Genomic DNA, 16,420 nt, shown 5'->3' with positions numbered 1-16,420 from the left:
CTTACTCCCAATCCAGCGCGCCTTTCTTCCACAGGTACCAGAAGCCGACCACGAATTCCGCGATGAACAGCAGCATCGTGATAAAGCCGGTCCAGCCGAGGTCGCGCATCGCAACGCCCCAGGGGAAGAAAAAAGCGGTTTCCAGATCAAACAGGATGAAAAGAATTGCAATCAGGTAGTAGCGCACATCGAATTTCATGCGCGCATCTTCAAACGCCTCAAAGCCGCACTCATACGGAGAGATTTTTTGCGAATCCGGCCGATACGGAGCGACGAGGCGCCCCAGCACCTGAGGCACGACACCGACACCGATGCCGACCAGAATAAAAAGCAGAATGGGGAAATAATCTTCGAGATTCACGATTCGCTGCCAGACAGGAATGGATAATTGTGCCGAATGATGCGCTGCATGATACGTCCGGTCAATTCAAAATTTTGTCAATAAAAAGCCAGCTCAGGCACATCCCTCGCTGGCTCTCTTATTCTGAGTGCTTATCTGGTGCCGACGGCGAGACTCGAACTCGCACAGCTTTCGCCACTACCCCCTCAAGATAGCGTGTCTACCAATTTCACCACGTCGGCACAACTTGCGTATTCTACTCTGTTTTGCCACCCCGATTCAATGCGCAAACGGCCGAAGCGCCTTCAAATTCGCGCTCAACCGCGCTATTTCGGAATCTGGCTGGACTGCCCTGCCGGCGCTGGCGGCACAGCGGGCGCGGAGGCGTTGGCCGCCGATTGCGCCGGAGCCGCAGATGGTGGTGCTGCCGGGTTTGCGGCCGGCGCGGACGCCGCCGGCAAATTCTCCATCACGCCACCGCCGGCACGCGTATGGCGACCGCCGTAAAACGCCAGCGCCAGCGTGGCCATGAAAAACACTGCAGCGGCGCCGGCGGTAAATTTGGACAGAAAGTTGGAAGAGCCGGAGGCACCGAACAGGCTGCCGGAGGCACCGGAGCCGAAGGCCGCGCCCATATCAGCGCCTTTACCGTGCTGCAGCAGCACCAGGACAATGATGGCCAGCGCGGAAAGTACCTGAATCACGACGATGGCGGTAAATAGATAGTTCATTAATGACTTTCGATCTTGAGTGAATTCTTGCGTTAATCGTTGCCTGCCAACGCTTGTGCGGCGTGCGCGATGGCGAGAAAATCAGCCGCCTTCAAGGCCGCGCCACCGATCAGGCCGCCGTCGATATCCGGCATCGCCAGCAATTGCGAGGCGTTATCGGGCTTCATGCTGCCGCCATACAAGATTCGCACCTGAGACGCAGCCGAGGCATCACGGGCCGCCAACCGTGCGCGCAAGGTCGCATGCACTTCCTGGGCCATCGCCGGGGTTGCGGTCTTGCCGGTGCCGATGGCCCAGACCGGCTCGTACGCCACCACGATTTTTGTCAAATCCGCAGCATCCAGCGCAGCCAATACGGCATCGATCTGGCTCTCAACCACCGCACCGGTCTGGCCTGATTCGCGCTGCTCCAGCGTTTCGCCGACACAGACGATCGGAATCAAGCCGCCAGCCACCGCCCGCGCCGCCTTTTGCGCCACCACCTGATCGGTTTCAGCGTGCAGCGCGCGCCGCTCGGAGTGGCCGACGATCGCATAAGTGCAACCGAAATCGCGCAGCATCGCCGCCGAAACCTCGCCGGTATAAGCGCCCGCCTCATGCATCGAGACGTCCTGCCCACCCCACGCGATCGCTGTTGCGCCGAGCAGGTCCCGGCATTGGGCGAAATACGGCGCCGGCACACACACCGCCAGATCGCGAGCGCCAGCACCGCCGGCCACGATACCCGCCAACAGAGCCGCATTGGCGTCCAGCGAGCCATTCATTTTCCAGTTGCCGACGATCAGTTTGCGACGCATAAGACCCTACCGTTCAAATAACCCGGCATTCTATCGCGCCGCAACAAGCACGGTCAAACACGCACCCAAGTTCGACTTGCGCGCCGCGCCGGAAGTTGCGCCGCCTTCGCCAATTCCGGAAGCTTCGCGGCAGCGCTCACCAAAGATCACCAATGGCGGAGTATGCCGAAATATTGCCATTTTCGGTAGGTAATACGGCGAACTTCAAAAATACTCCGGATATTTATGAAATGGTCAGCATGATCTTGCCGATATGCGCGCCGCTTTCCATCAACGCATGCGCCTGCGCCGCCTGCTCCAGCGGGAAGGTGCGATAGATGACCGGCTTGATTTTGCCGGCTTCGATCAGCGGCCAGACCCGTTGCCGCAACTGCTCGGCGATGGCCGCCTTGAATGGCACCGGCCGCGGGCGCAGGGTTGAGCCGGTCAGCGTCAGGCGCCGGCGCAAGACCTGGCCAAGGTCGATCGTGGCGCGGGAGCCGCCCAGCAAGGCGATCAGCACCAGCCGCCCATCATCCGCCAGGCAGCCGATCTCGCGCGGCACATACTCGCCGCCAACCATATCCAGGATCACATCGACACCCTTGCCGGCAGTCGCGGTCTTGACCGCTTCGACAAAATCCGCGCTGCGGTAGTTGATGCCCAGTTCGGCGCCAAGCGCCTCGCAGGCGCGGCATTTTTCATCCGAACCGGCGGTGGCGAAAACCCGATGGCCCAGCGCCGCCGCGATCTGGATCGCGGCAACGCCAATCCCGGAACTGCCGCCCTGCACCAGCAAGGTTTCACCGGCGGACAGGCGCGCCCGATCGAAGACATTGCTCCAGACCGTAAAGAAGGTTTCCGGCAGCGACGCCGCCTCGATCGCAGACAAACCACGCGGCACCGGCAAGCACTGGCCGAGCGGCGCCGTGCAGTACTCGGCATAGCCGCCGCCCTGCACCAGTGCGCACACCATGTCGCCGATCTGAAAGTCGGTGCCGGCCAGATCGCCATCGACGATGGCGCCGGCGATTTCCAGCCCGGGCAGATCGGAGGCGCCGGGCGGCACCGGATAATGCCCGACGCGCTGCAATACGTCGGGCCGATTGACGCCGGCCGCATGCACCTTGATCAGCACTTCGCCCGGCTTCAGGACCGGCAGCGGCCGTTGGCATGGCTGCAGCACCTCGGGTGCGCCATATTCGGTGATTTCAATCGCTCGCATGCTTGCCTCTCCAGAAATTCATTGATGTTGGGCGAACCGGCTAACCCGGTTCGCGCGTTGTGGCGCCAGTTCCGGCTTCGGTGTTGCTGATGATGCGCGCGTTCCGTTCGAACGTGATGTAGGCCCAGGCCCAATCGGTCATGACCATCAGGCGATTGCGAAAGCCGATCAGGAAATACAGATGGACGAACAGCCAGAACAGCCAGGCCGGATAGCCGGAAAACTTGATGCGGCCGACCATCGCCACCGCCGCCTTGCGGCCGATGGTGGCCAGCGAGCCGAAATCGCGGTAGCGAAAGACGACGCCCGGCTGCCTTTTGATGCGCAGCAGGATATTGCGCGCCGCAGTGCGCCCCATCTGCTTGGCCGCCGGCGATACGCCCGGCACCGGCTTGCCGCCGCTGCTGACGGCCGCCAGATCGCCGATCACGAATACCTCCGGATGGGCGGGGAGCGACAAATCCGGTTCGACCCGGACCCGGCCGCCGCGGTCGAGCTGCGCGCCGCCAGGCGCCGCCAGCGCACGGCCCAGCGGCGAGGCGGCGACGCCGGCCGACCAGATCACGGTTTTCGATTGCAGCCGCTCCTCGCCCTCCGGCCCCGAAAAAGTCACGCCATCGGCGTCGATCGCGCTCACCTGGCAGCCGGTGCGCACTTCGACGCCAAGCCGCAGAAGTTGTACGCGCGCCTTTTCCGACAGGTCGGGCGGATACGGCGGCAGTACGCGCTCCGAACCTTCCAGCAGCACCACGCGCGCGTGGCGTGAATCGATATGGCGGAATTCCCCGCGCAAGGTATGGCGGCCGATTTCCGCCAGCGTACCGGCCATTTCGACGCCGGTGGCGCCGGCGCCGATCACGGCGAAGGTCAGCCATGCGGCGCGCCTGCCTTCGTCGGCCTCGCGCTCGGCATGCTCGAAGGCCATCAGCGTGCGCTTGCGGATCTCGAACGCGTCTTCCAGCGTCTTCAGTGGCGGCGCATAGCACGCCCAGTCATCGTGCCCGAAATAGCTATGGGTGGAACCGCTGGCGACGATCAGGTAGTCATAGGCGATTTCGTCGCCGTCTTCCAGCACCACGCAGCGGCGCCCGACATCGATATTGGTGACGCAGGCCATCAGCGTGGTCAAATTGCGCTGATCGGCCAGGATGTGGCGGATCGGCGCCGCAATCGCCGGTGCCGACAGCCCGGCGGTCGCCACCTGGTACAGCAAGGGCTGGAACAGGTGGTGGTTGCTGCGATCGACCAGCGTAATCCGGACCTCGGCGCCGGCCAGTTCGCGCGCAGCCGCCAGGCCGCCAAAGCCGCAGCCGATGATAACGATGTGGACCATGGACGATTGCGCCGGTCAAGCCGGCGGGTTTTGCGTTTTCAAGACGGCAAGCGACGCGCAAAAGCACGTTGCAGACATGGCCGACATGGTAACCGAAGCAACCCAATACCGCCGGGATCGCGCCGGCAAACCGGGGCGACAACGTCCAATTGTGGAGTATGTAGTAAAAACGGGCAAATTTTGCCCATATGTCGGCGACTCTAAAAAATGCCCATCCCAGTATTAACGATCTAGAGTTGCGCCACGGCCGTCGACTGCTGATTCTTGCGCCCAACGAAAAAAGCCGCGCGGCGTTCCCACCGGGCGGCTTTTTTTTGGCGGTGCGATCCGGGATGCCGGATCGCGCCTCGGACCTTACTCGGCCACGTGCGGCGTGGCGTGGTTGCCGCCCTCTTCCGCGGCGGCGGCCTTCATCGACAGCTTGAGGCGGCCGCGGTCGTCGGTTTCCAGCACCTTGACGCGCACTTGCTGACCTTCCTTCAGGTAGTCGGCCACCGCATTCACGCGCTCGTTGGCGATCTGGCTGATATGCAGCAAGCCGTCCTTGCCCGGCAACACCTGGACGATGGCGCCGAAGTCAAGCAGCTTCAGCACGGTACCTTCGTACACCTTGCCGACTTCAACCGAGGCCGTCAGCTCCTCGATGCGACGCTTGGCTTCCTGGCCGGCGCTGGCATCGACCGAGGCGATGGTGACCACGCCTTCGTCGCTGATGTCGATCTGGGTGCCGGTTTCCTCGGTCAGCGCGCGGATCACGGCGCCGCCCTTGCCGATCACGTCACGGATTTTTTCCGGGTTGATCTTGATCGTGATCAGGCGCGGCGCGAAGTCGGACAGCTCGGCTTTCCCGTGCGGCACGGCTTCCTGCATCTTGCCGAGGATGTGGACGCGGCCTTCCTTGGCCTGCGCCAGCGCGACCTGCATGATTTCCTTGGTGATGCCCTGGATCTTGATGTCCATCTGCAGCGCCGTGATGCCGTTGGCGGTACCGGCCACCTTGAAGTCCATGTCGCCCAGGTGATCTTCATCGCCCAGGATGTCGGTCAGCACCGCGAACTTGTTGCCTTCCTTGATCAGGCCCATGGCGATGCCGGCCACGTGCGCGGTCATCGGCACGCCGGCATCCATCAGCGCCAGGCAGCCGCCGCACACCGAGGCCATCGACGACGAACCGTTCGATTCGGTGATCTCCGACACCAGCCGCACCGAATAGCTGAAGTCTTCCGGCGCCGGCAAGGCCGCCTGCAAGGCGCGCTTGGCCAGACGGCCGTGGCCGATTTCGCGCCGCTTGGGCGTGCCGACGCGGCCGGTTTCGCCGGTGGCGAACGGCGGCATGTTGTAGTGGAGCATGAAGCGGTCGCTGTATTCGCCCATCAGTGCGTCGATTTTTTGCTCGTCGCGCGCGGTGCCGAGAGTCGCCACCACCAGCGCCTGCGTCTCACCGCGGGTAAACAGCGCCGAGCCGTGGGTACGCGGCAGCACGCCGGTGCGGATCGAGATCGGCCGCACGGTGCGGGTATCGCGGCCGTCGATACGCGGTTCGCCCTCGAGGATCTGCGAGCGCACGATCTTCGCTTCCAGATCGAACAGGATGTTGCCAACTTCGGCCGCGTCCGGCGCCGCGGCACCGGTCGAGGCCGCTTCGGCAGCCAGGGCGGCGTTGACTTCCGTTGTGGCGTCCTTCAGCTTGGCGGTGCGCGCCTGCTTGTCGCGAGTCTGGTAGGCATCACGCAACTTGGCTTCCGCAAAGTGGGTCACACGCGCGATCAGGGCCTCGTTTTTCGGCGCCGGACTCCACTCGACTTCCGGCTTGCCACCGTCGCGCACCAGTTCGTGGATCGCATTGATCACCGCCTGCATCTGCTCGTGGCCGTAGACCACGGCACCCAACATGACTTCCTCGGACAATTGCTTGGCTTCCGATTCGACCATCAGCACCGCGATTTCAGTGCCGGCCACCACCAGATCCAGATCGGATTTCGCCAGTTGCGAGGTGGTCGGATTCAATACGTACTGGCCGTCGATGTAGCCGACGCGAGCTGCACCGACCGGGCCGTTGAACGGCACGCCGGAGACCGCCAGCGCGGCCGAGGCGCCGATCATCGCGGCGATATCGGGATCGATCTCGGGATTGACCGACAGGACATGGATGATGACCTGTACTTCGTTCAGATAGCCTTCCGGGAACAACGGGCGGATCGGGCGATCGATCAGGCGCGAGGTCAGGGTTTCCTTTTCCGATGGCCGGCCTTCGCGCTTGAAAAAACCGCCCGGAATACGGCCGGCAGCGTAGGTCTTTTCAATGTAATCCACGGTCAGCGGGAAAAAATCCTGGCCAGGTTTGGCATCCTTTCTGGCAACCACGGTGGCCAGCACAACGGTATCTTCAATCGAGACGAGTACGGCGCCGGAAGCCTGGCGCGCGATTTCACCGGTTTCCAGCGTGACTTGATGCTGACCATACTGGAAGGTCTTGGTGACTTTATTAAACATGGGGTTTCCTTTCTATTTTTACCGACAGAGTTTCAGGCGCTGTCGTTCACCTCACCACAGATGGCAGCCCGCCATCTCACCAGCCGTTGCCACACGCCGTTTTTGCAAACTACAAAAACGCAAATGCCCACGTCAGCGGACTGACGCGGGCATTCCAGCTCAGGATCGGCCTGGATGTCGCAATGAAATTACTTGCGCAGACCGAGTTTTTCGATCAGTGCACGATAGCGATTGGCGTCTTTGCCTTTCAGGTACGACAACAGGCTTTTACGGCGATTCACCATCTTGATCAGGCCGCGGCGGGAATGATGATCCTTGACGTGCGCCTTGAAGTGGCCGTTCAGTTCATTGATACGGGCAGTCAGCAGGGCCACCTGTACTTCCGGCGACCCGGTATCATTGGCGCCACGCGCGTTATCGGCAACGATTGCCGCCTTGGCGGCTTTTTCTATCGACATACAATTACCTTTCACATGCGATGCATGGAGTCGCAACCCCGTACATCGTGAACAACAAGTTAAAAAAGCTGGTCAAATCGGCCAGAGCGCGGAGTATACAGTAAATGCCCGGACAGCTCAATTGTCGGAATACCAGCATTTTATTGACCGCCATCTTTTCCATGAAAAAAAACCTGTCGCAGATTTGTTGCTGCATAGCCATATCCGTCCTGGCTGGCTGCACCACATTGACCAGCCAGCCGCCGGTCAGCCTGGGCGCCCCGGAAACAACGCTGGTGGCGCGCGTCGGAATACCAACGGCGCGCTACCCGCTGGCGGACGGACATATGCTGGAATACCGGCGCGGACCATGGGGCCAGGAAACCTTCATGGCTCGCATTGGCGCCGACGGCCGCCTGTTGTCGTGGGAACAGGTACTGACGACGCAGAAATTCGCCACCATCAAGCTCGACCGTGACAACAAGGAGGATGTCCTGCGTACCATCGGCGCCCCCAGTGAAACCAGCTACCTGACTCTGGTTCAGCGGGAAGTCTGGTCGTACCCGTACAAGGAAAGCGGTGTCTGGAATTCCTTGATGCACGTGTACTTCGATAATTCCGGCATCGTGCGCAGGCTGGAAAACGGCCCCGATCCGAAATTCGACCCTGATCCGGAGCGCGGGCTATTTGGCCGCCTGCGCCGATAGCGGCCAATGCGCGGCCGGCCCGAATCCCGGCTCTTGAAATTTTTGCCAGCCGCCATATCTGGAAACCGTCGGAGCGCGGCTCCCTTTTTAACAGGAGATATCATGAATCTTGTGTTACGCAATGGGTTTCCAGTATCGACGGTCTTTCGTGCAAGTTCCTACGATCAGCCTCTGGAACGCCTGATGGACAGCATGCTTGAAGGTTTTCTTACATCCCGGGAAAGCCAGGACCTCACCACGGTCAGCCCGCGCATGAACGTGATCGAGAACGATCAGGGATTCGTGGTCCAGGCCGATATGCCCGGTGTCGCCAAGGAAGATATCAAGCTTTCCGTGGACAGCCGGCGCGTCTCGATCGAGGGCGAAGTGAAGCGCGAAATGACGCCGAAGGAAGGCGAGAACCTGCTGCATTCGGAACGCGTCATCAGCAAATTCAGCCGCAGCTTTACGCTGCCGAGCGAGGTGGACGAAAATCGTGCCGATGCCAAGCTGGAAAACGGCGTCCTGACGCTGGTGCTGCCGAAGAAAGAACCGGCGCAACCAAAAAAAATCACCGTCCAATAGGCTACGTCATCAGCAGCTCCAATAAAAAAAGGCCGCACCGGCGGTGCGGCCTTTTTCATGGTCCGGTGTGACTGCCGTCATCCAGGCTGCAATTACAGTTGCGGATTCAGTTTTTCCGCGTGCGACTGCAGTTTGTTCAGCGCCGACAGATACGCCTTGGCCGAAGCCACGACGATATCAAGATCGGCGCCGACACCATTGACGATGCGCCCGGCTCGTGACAGGCGCATCGTCACTTCACCTTGGGATTGTGTCCCGGTGGTGATCGAATTTACTGAGAACAGCAAGAGTTCGGCGCCGCTTTGCACCTTGCCCTCGATCGCATTGACGATCGCGTCGACCGGGCCGTTTCCTTCTCCAGTGCAGTGTGATTCGGCGCCATTGATCGAAAAGACGATTTTTGCGCTGGGCTTTTCCCCTGTCTCCGAATGCTGCGACAGGGACACAAAGCGGTAGTATTCATTTTCGCTGGACTGCATTTCATCCGACACCAGCGCCACGATGTCTTCGTCAAAGATTTCCGATTTGCGATCGGCCAATTCCTTGAAGCGCATGAAGGCGGCGTTCACCTCGGCCTCGGAATCGAGCCCGATACCGAGTTCTTCCAGCCGCTGCTTGAAGGCATTCCGGCCAGACAGCTTGCCCAGGATCAGCTTGTTGGCGCTCCAGCCGACATCTTCGGCCCGCATGATTTCATAGGTATCGCGCGCTTTCAGTACGCCATCCTGGTGAATGCCGGACGCGTGCGCGAATGCATTGGCGCCAACCACTGCCTTGTTCGGCTGCACCACGAAACCGGTAGTCTGGCTCACCATGCGGCTGGCCGCCAGCAGATGCTGGGTGTCGATTCCGAGCGCGAGGTTGAAGTAATCCTTGCGCGTCTTGACGGCCATCACGACTTCTTCCAGCGAGCAGTTGCCGGCACGCTCACCCAAGCCATTGATCGTACATTCGACCTGGCGCGCGCCGCCGATTTTCACTCCGGCCAGAGAGTTGGCGACCGCCATGCCGAGATCGTTGTGGCAATGCACCGACCAGATTGCCTTGTCGCTGTTCGGTACCCGCTCGCGCAGGTTCTTGATGAAATTGCCATACAGCTCCGGAATCGCATAGCCGACCGTATCCGGTACGTTGATGGTGGTGGCGCCCTCGGCAATCACCGCTTCAATCACGCGGCACAGGAAATCGACGTCGCTGCGATAACCATCCTCCGGGCTGAATTCGACGTCCGCCACCAGATTGCGGGCGAAGCGCACCGACAAGCGGGCCTGCTCCAGCACTTGCTCCGGCGTCATGCGCAATTTCTTTTCCATGTGCAGCGCCGAAGTCGCGATGAAGGTGTGAATGCGCGCCTGGGCCGCACCGCGCAAGGCCTCCGCTGCGCGTGATATGTCGCGGTCATTGGCGCGCGACAGCGAACACACGGTGGCGTCCTTGATCAGCGCGGCGATCGCCCGGATTGCCTCGAAATCGCCGTCCGACGCGGCGGCAAATCCCGCCTCGATGACATCCACCTTCAATCGTTCCAGTTGCTTGGCGATTCTGACCTTTTCGTCCCTGGTCATCGAGGCCCCCGGCGACTGCTCGCCATCGCGCAACGTGGTATCGAAAATAATGAGCTTGTCGACCGAATTTGCTGTCATTTGAAACTCCTTGAAAAAATGCGCTACGATTTTTGAATACCTTTTCGCCTGTCCTTGCCGACGGCACGAACGGGAAACTGCACGAATTGTGGGGGTATGGGATTTTTGCGCGTTAGCGCAGTAGGCAAATCGATAGCAGGCCTGGAATCAGGCTGCTGAAAGCGGAAATAATGGTGTGCTTGGCGCAGAACATTCAAAAACTATAGGCCCATTTCGCCAAAAGCGCAACCTTTTGACGAAACAGTGTCCGCTAGTGATGCTCGCCGTCCTCGCCGCCTTCGACCTCGGTTTGCACGATGCTCACCGGCTTGCCCTTGAACCAGCGCCAGAAATACAGCGCATATCCGGACAAGCCATACAGCACGAAAAGGCCGAACAACACCTTTGGCGGATCGCCCGAAATGGCGACCAGCACCAGCACCATCAAAAATGCAACGATGAACGGCACCGGTTTGCGGAAATTGATGTCCTTGAAGCTGTAAAACGGCACATTGGTCACCATGGTCAGCCCCGCGTACAACGTGATAGTCCATGACAGCCAGTCGAGATCGGCGCCGGCAAAGCGCAAGTCATCCATCAACCAGACGAAGCCGGCTACCAGGGCCGCGGCTGCCGGACTCGGCAGACCTTGAAAATACCGCTTGTCGACCACTTCGATATTGGTATTGAAACGCGCCAGGCGCAGCGCGGCGCCGGCGCAATACACAAACGCGGCCAACCACCCCAGCTTGCCCAGGCCGCGCAACGACCATTCATAGACCACCAGCGCCGGCGCCGCGCCAAACGACACCATATCCGACAAGCTGTCGTATTGGGCGCCGAACTCGCTTTGCGTATTGGTCATGCGCGCCACCCGCCCGTCCAGGCTATCCAGCACCATCGCCGCAAAAATCGCAATCGATGCATGATCGAACTTCAGATTCATCGCCATCACGATCGCGTAAAAGCCGCAAAATAGCGCGGCGGTCGTAAATGCGTTCGGCAGCAGGTAGACGCCACGCCGCGGCATTGGACGCACCGCGAGTGCCGCCCCTTCCCCTGATTCTCCCGAATCAGTCTGCTGCTGGGCACGGCGCATTTTCAGCAAGGATCCGGTTTGGCTTTTGGCTTTGCGGCGATGAAAGGTGACCATGCAAAATATTCCTGTTCAGTGTGCGGGGAAATAGCAAGCGTCAGAAAGTGGCCAGGACCGTTTCCGTTGCCGCCACCTTGTCGCCAACCGCCACGTTCGGCTTGGCACTCAACGGCAGATACACGTCCACCCGCGACCCAAAACGAATGAAGCCGTAACGCTGGCCGCGCGACAGGCTTTCACCCGGCTTGACATAACAGAGGATGCGGCGGGCGACCAGGCCGGCCACCTGTACACAGGTGACGGTTTGTCCGTTTGATGCGGTGATGACCAGCGCGTTGCGCTCGTTTTCGATTGAGGCCTTGTCCAGATCGGCATTCACGAACTTTCCCGGAAAATATTGGGTCGTTTCGATCTTGCCGTCGACCGGAGCCCGGTTCGAGTGCACGTTGAATACGTTCATGAATACGCTGATTTTCAACGCTTCGCGCTTGGCATACGGATCGTGTGCCTTTTCCACCACGACGATACGGCCATCCGCCGGCGACAGCACGATACCGGCGGCTTGGGGAATCACCCGTGCCGGGTCGCGGAAGAATTGCAGTACGAAAAACGCGATGATCCAGAATGGGATCGACCAGACCGGCGCCAGCCATAGCACCAGGATGGCAACGGCGAAAGTGATGGCAAGATACGGCCAGCCCTCACGGGCAATAATCGGATGCGGATAATTGTTCAACGATGCTCCAGGTTGTAGTCGAAACACAGCCATTGCAATGGCTGCATTTCCATGAAAAAGATCAAAAAGTTAGATACAGGTGATTCTACGTTGGCCAGCAGAGTGTCTCTCTGATGATGGCCTGCTCGGCTCATTTGAATTTGACTTTGCCCACCAGCCGCATGCCAAGCGTCGTCTCGCCCGGCTCGAAACTTGGCTCCTCCACCGGAGCTGCGTCGGCTGCCGACGCTCGCATCATCAGCTTCGGCGCCGCCGCGGCTGGCGCATAAGCGCCCGAGCCCTCGAAATCCACCGTCTCGATTACCGCATCGGCAGGGTTGCGGCCCATCGCGCCGGCAATCGCGCCAATCCGCTCCAGCAAGTTCTGATAGGTCGCCTCAATCCGCTGCCGATCGAGTTTTTTCTGCGTCGCATCGGTCAGGCCGAATTGTAAGCCATTCAATGCCAACACACTCTGCGCGGCGGCGACGGTTTTCGCCAGACCGTCCAGGTTGGACGTCTTCATTTCCAGATACTGGCCGACGCGCCAGCCGATCTGGGTCCTGGCCTTGCTGCCCGGCGCACGCACCGCCTCATCCGCGTATACCGGGTAAGTGTAGTAGCCACGCGTCTTCAGCGTCGCACTACGATCCGCCTGGCGAATGATGTCGGTACCTTGTTTCATTTTCCTGTTGACTTGCGACGCCGCCACGGCCTTGTCCTTGTTTTGTTCCTCAAGCATGAAGGTCGCATGCGCTTCATCATTGGCCTGCGTTACCTCGCCAAACGCGGGAACAATCACCAGGGCGCCGGCAGTTGCCACCGCAGCCGGCGTCTGGCCATGGGCCAGCAGCGGAGTCGTGCCGACGACAGTCAAGGCCGCCATGAATGCCCAAGTTCCAATTTTCGCCACGACGATTCTCCAGAAAAAAATGGGGCGACACCCAGTGACGCCCCATTTACTTTACCAATTACAGGATTCGGTGCAACAACTTCCGTCCAACAACAGTGGAGCCGTTACCGCCGGATTAGTTTTTGCTTTGATCCACCAGCTTGTTCTTCTTGATCCAAGGCATCATGGCACGCAATTTCTCGCCCACCTGTTCGATCTGATGCTCCGAAGTCAAGCGGCGGCGCGAACTCAAGGTCGGTGCACCAGCCTTGTTTTCCAGAATGAAGCTCTTCGCGTATTCGCCGGTCTGAATGTCTTTCAGGCATTGACGCATCGCGTTCTTGGTGTCTTCGGTGACAATCCGCGGGCCGGTGACGTACTCGCCGTATTCGGCATTGTTCGAGATCGAGTAATTCATGTTGGCGATGCCGCCTTCATAGATCAGGTCGACGATCAGTTTCAGTTCGTGCAGGCATTCGAAGTACGCCATTTCCGGCGCATAGCCGGCTTCCACCAGCGTTTCGAACCCGGCCTTGACCAGTTCGACGGTACCGCCGCACAGCACGGCCTGCTCGCCGAACAGATCGGTTTCGGTCTCTTCGCGGAAATTGGTTTCGATGATGCCGGCACGGCCGCCGCCGTTGGCCATGGCATACGACAGCGCGATGTCGCGCGCAACGCCGGATTTGTCCTGGTACACCGCAATCAGTTGCGGCACGCCGCCGCCCTGGGTATAGGTCGAACGCACGGTGTGACCCGGCGCTTTCGGCGCCACCATGATGACGTCCAGATCGGCGCGCGGCACGACTTGTCCATAGTGCACGTTGAAGCCGTGCGCGAAGGCCAGCACCGCGCCCTGCTTGGCGTATGGCGCGACGTTCTCATGGTAGACCTGGGCGATGTTTTCATCGGGCAGCAGGATCATGATGACGTCGGCTGCTTTCACCGCATCGTTCACTTCGGCCACGTTCAAGCCGGCATTTTTCGCCTTGTCCCAGGAAGCGCCGCCCTTGCGCAAGCCCACCGTAACCTTGACGCCAGAATCGTTCAGATTGAGTGCATGGGCGTGGCCTTGCGAACCGTAACCGATGATGGCGACGGTCTTGCCCTTGATCAGGGACAGGTCGCAGTCTTTGTCGTAGAAAACTTTCATGTCGTTCCTATTGATTTATTGAAATTAAAGAGGGAAAAAATGCGGGATCAGATTTTCAGGATACGTTCGCCGCGGCCAATGCCGGAACCGCCGGTACGTACGGTTTCCAGGATCGAGCTGCGGTCGATCGAGTCGATGAACGCATCCAGCTTGGTCTTGTTGCCAGTCAATTCGATGGTATAGGTCTTTTCCGTGACATCGATGATGCGGCCACGGAAAATATCCGCGGTGCGCTTCATTTCCTCACGCTCCTTGCCCACCGCGCGCACCTTGATCAGCATCAATTCGCGCTCGATGTGCGGGCCTTCGGTCAGATCAACCACCTTCACCACTTCAATCAGGCGATTCAAGTGCTTGGTGATCTGCTCGATCACATCGTCCGATCCCGAAGTCACCACCGTCATGCGCGACAGGGTTGCGTCTTCGGTCGGCGCCACGGTCAGGGTTTCGATATTGTAGCCACGCGCCGAAAACAGGCCGACCACGCGCGACAAGGCTCCCGCCTCATTTTCCAGCAGGACAGAAATGATATGTCGCATGATTACAGATCCTCCGAACCAAGCAGCATTTCGGTCAGTCCCTGGCCGGCCTTGACCATCGGCCAGACGTTTTCGGTTTGATCCGTAATGAAATTCATGAATACCAGCCGGTCTTTCATCGCAAACGCTTCCTTCAGCGCGCCATCGACGTCTGCCGGCTTGTCGATCAGCATGCCGACATGGCCATAGGCTTCCACCAACTTGGTGAAATCCGGCAAGGAATCCATATACGACTCCGAATAGCGCGAACCGTAGTCGATCTCCTGCCACTGGCGCACCATACCGAGAAAGCGGTTGTTCAGCATGATGATTTTCGGCGTCAGGTGATACTGCTTGCAGGTTGCCAACTCCTGGATGCACATCTGGATCGAACCCTCGCCGGTGATGCAGGCCACGGTGGCATCCGGATTGGCCATCTGCACTCCCATCGCATACGGCAGGCCGACACCCATGGTGCCCAGCCCGCCGGAATTGATCCAGCGCCGCGGCTTGTCGAAGCGGTAGTATTGCGCCGCCCACATCTGGTGCTGGCCGACATCGGAAGTAATGAAGGCATCGCCCTTGGTGATCTGCCAGACTTTCTCGACCACCGATTGCGGCTTGATGTCGGTGTCCGAGCCTGCATATTTCAGACACTCACGCCCACGCCACTGGTTGATCTGCTGCCACCAATCGGTCAGCGGCGGCAGCTTGGCGTCGATCGTGTCCAGTTGCGCCAGCAATTCCTGCAGCACGTCCTTGACGTTGCCAACGATTGGGATGTCGACCTTGACGCGCTTCGAAATCGACGACGGATCGATGTCGATGTGAATGATCTTGCGCGCGCGCGTTGCAAAATGCTTTGGATTGCCGATCACGCGGTCATCGAAACGGGCACCGATCGCGATCAGCACGTCGCAGTGCTGCATCGCCATGTTCGCTTCATAAGTACCGTGCATGCCGGGCATGCCGACAAACTTGTCGCTGGATGCGCGGTAGCCGCCCAGACCCATCAGCGTATTGGTGCAGGGAAAGCCAAGCTTGTCGACCAGTTGATTCAACTCCGGTGCCGCGTTCGCCAGGATCACGCCGCCGCCGGTGTAGATCATCGGCCGCTCGGCTTGCAGCAACAGTTGCAGGGCCTTGCGGATCTGGCCAGAATGCCCCTTGTCGACCGGTTTGTAGGAACGCATTTCGAGCTCTTTCGGATACTCGAATACGCATTTCTGCACGGTGATGTCTTTTGGAATATCCACCAGCACCGGGCCGGGGCGGCCGGTAGTGGCGATATAGAACGCCTTTTTGATCGTCAGTGCCAGATCGCGCACATCCTTGACGAGAAAATTGTGCTTGACGCACGGCCGGGTGATGCCGACCGTATCGCATTCCTGGAATGCATCCTGCCCAATCGCATTCGATGGCACCTGGCCGGAGATGACCACCATCGGAATCGAATCCATGTAGGCGGTCGACAGGCCGGTAACCGCGTTGGTCACACCGGGTCCGGACGTAACCAGCGCCACGCCGACTTTCTGCGAACTGCGCGAATAGGCGTCGGCGGCATGCACTGCGGCCTGTTCGTGACGCACCAGAATATGCTGGAATTTTTCCTGCTTGTAGATGGCGTCGTAAATGTAGAGTACTGCGCCGCCGGGATAGCCGAACACATGTTCGACGCCTTCCTCGGCCAGGCAGCGCACGACGATTTCGGCGCCCGTGATGGGTGAAGACATGGTGCAAGTCCTTTCAAGGTCCATTGGAAATTGATCGGATGCTCTCTCCTGGCGAAACCATGCGCGGCAACAGTGCTTCGGCTTC

16 protein-coding genes and 1 tRNA gene are annotated in these 16,420 nt (G+C 59.8%); 2 read left to right on the top strand and 15 right to left on the bottom strand.

Going from position 1 to position 16,420, the window contains the following annotated elements; all coding sequences use genetic code 11:
* Position 1: 1 nt before the first annotated feature.
* The 8 genes from ACK2VC_RS15470 to rpsO form a co-directional block, all read right to left on the bottom strand.
* On the bottom strand, positions 2-361 hold the full coding sequence (locus tag ACK2VC_RS15470; protein WP_486731270.1) for an NADH-quinone oxidoreductase subunit A: 360 nt from the start codon (positions 359-361) through the stop codon (positions 2-4).
* Positions 362-497: 136 nt separating this feature from the next.
* Positions 498-582, bottom strand: a tRNA-Leu gene (locus tag ACK2VC_RS15465).
* 84 nt (positions 583-666) lie between these two features.
* The gene (gene secG / locus ACK2VC_RS15460; RefSeq protein ID WP_486731269.1) at positions 667-1,071 is read right to left on the bottom strand and encodes a preprotein translocase subunit SecG; all 405 of its coding nucleotides are present in this window, start codon (positions 1,069-1,071) and stop codon (positions 667-669) included.
* Positions 1,072-1,103: 32 nt separating this feature from the next.
* Complete coding sequence (gene tpiA / locus ACK2VC_RS15455; RefSeq protein WP_486731268.1) at positions 1,104-1,868, bottom strand: triose-phosphate isomerase; 765 nt, start codon at positions 1,866-1,868, stop codon at positions 1,104-1,106.
* A gap of 223 nt (positions 1,869-2,091) precedes the next feature.
* The gene (locus ACK2VC_RS15450) at positions 2,092-3,072 is read right to left on the bottom strand and encodes an NAD(P)H-quinone oxidoreductase (protein WP_486731267.1); all 981 of its coding nucleotides are present in this window, start codon (positions 3,070-3,072) and stop codon (positions 2,092-2,094) included.
* Between the two features lie 40 nt (positions 3,073-3,112).
* Positions 3,113-4,405, bottom strand: a complete 1,293-nt coding sequence (locus tag ACK2VC_RS15445; RefSeq protein ID WP_486731266.1) for an NAD(P)/FAD-dependent oxidoreductase — start codon at positions 4,403-4,405, stop codon at positions 3,113-3,115.
* Between the two features lie 354 nt (positions 4,406-4,759).
* Positions 4,760-6,898, bottom strand: coding sequence for a polyribonucleotide nucleotidyltransferase (gene pnp / locus ACK2VC_RS15440; RefSeq protein WP_486731265.1), 2,139 nt, complete (start codon positions 6,896-6,898; stop codon positions 4,760-4,762).
* Between the two features lie 188 nt (positions 6,899-7,086).
* A complete protein-coding gene (rpsO, locus tag ACK2VC_RS15435) occupies positions 7,087-7,356 on the bottom strand; it encodes a 30S ribosomal protein S15 (protein ID WP_486731264.1) in 270 nt (89 codons plus the stop codon).
* 227 nt (positions 7,357-7,583) lie between these two features.
* On the opposite strand from rpsO, the gene ACK2VC_RS15430 reads away from it, so the two are divergent.
* On the top strand, positions 7,584-8,042 hold the full coding sequence (locus ACK2VC_RS15430) for a hypothetical protein (protein ID WP_486731263.1): 459 nt from the start codon (positions 7,584-7,586) through the stop codon (positions 8,040-8,042).
* Between the two features lie 102 nt (positions 8,043-8,144).
* Positions 8,145-8,606, top strand: coding sequence for an Hsp20/alpha crystallin family protein (locus tag ACK2VC_RS15425; RefSeq protein ID WP_486731262.1), 462 nt, complete (start codon positions 8,145-8,147; stop codon positions 8,604-8,606).
* 92 nt (positions 8,607-8,698) lie between these two features.
* Here the strand turns inward: ACK2VC_RS15425 and ACK2VC_RS15420 are convergent, their stop codons facing one another.
* From ACK2VC_RS15420 to ACK2VC_RS15390, 7 genes are all read right to left on the bottom strand, one after another.
* A complete protein-coding gene (locus tag ACK2VC_RS15420; protein WP_486731261.1) occupies positions 8,699-10,249 on the bottom strand; it encodes a 2-isopropylmalate synthase in 1,551 nt (516 codons plus the stop codon).
* A 250-nt stretch (positions 10,250-10,499) separates the two neighbouring features.
* Positions 10,500-11,327 carry a CDP-diacylglycerol--serine O-phosphatidyltransferase gene (gene pssA / locus ACK2VC_RS15415; RefSeq protein ID WP_486733260.1) on the bottom strand — a complete coding sequence of 276 codons (828 nt, stop codon included), beginning with the start codon at positions 11,325-11,327 and terminating at the stop codon, positions 10,500-10,502.
* A gap of 94 nt (positions 11,328-11,421) precedes the next feature.
* Positions 11,422-12,093 (bottom strand): phosphatidylserine decarboxylase, encoded by a 672-nt coding sequence (locus ACK2VC_RS15410; RefSeq protein WP_486731260.1) that lies wholly within the window; start codon positions 12,091-12,093, stop codon positions 11,422-11,424.
* Between the two features lie 97 nt (positions 12,094-12,190).
* Positions 12,191-12,925 (bottom strand): SIMPL domain-containing protein, encoded by a 735-nt coding sequence (locus ACK2VC_RS15405; protein WP_486731259.1) that lies wholly within the window; start codon positions 12,923-12,925, stop codon positions 12,191-12,193.
* Between the two features lie 142 nt (positions 12,926-13,067).
* Positions 13,068-14,084: a ketol-acid reductoisomerase gene (ilvC, locus tag ACK2VC_RS15400; RefSeq protein ID WP_486731258.1), complete on the bottom strand. Its 1,017-nt coding sequence runs from the start codon at positions 14,082-14,084 to the stop codon at positions 13,068-13,070.
* 47 nt (positions 14,085-14,131) lie between these two features.
* Positions 14,132-14,623: an acetolactate synthase small subunit gene (gene ilvN, locus ACK2VC_RS15395; protein WP_486731257.1), complete on the bottom strand. Its 492-nt coding sequence runs from the start codon at positions 14,621-14,623 to the stop codon at positions 14,132-14,134.
* Positions 14,624-14,625: 2 nt separating this feature from the next.
* Positions 14,626-16,335: an acetolactate synthase 3 catalytic subunit gene (locus ACK2VC_RS15390; protein WP_486731256.1), complete on the bottom strand. Its 1,710-nt coding sequence runs from the start codon at positions 16,333-16,335 to the stop codon at positions 14,626-14,628.
* Positions 16,336-16,420 lie beyond the last annotated feature (85 nt).

Source organism: Herbaspirillum sp. WTB6 (genome assembly GCF_057457785.1).
This window is presented reverse-complemented; position numbering and strand designations above follow the sequence as displayed.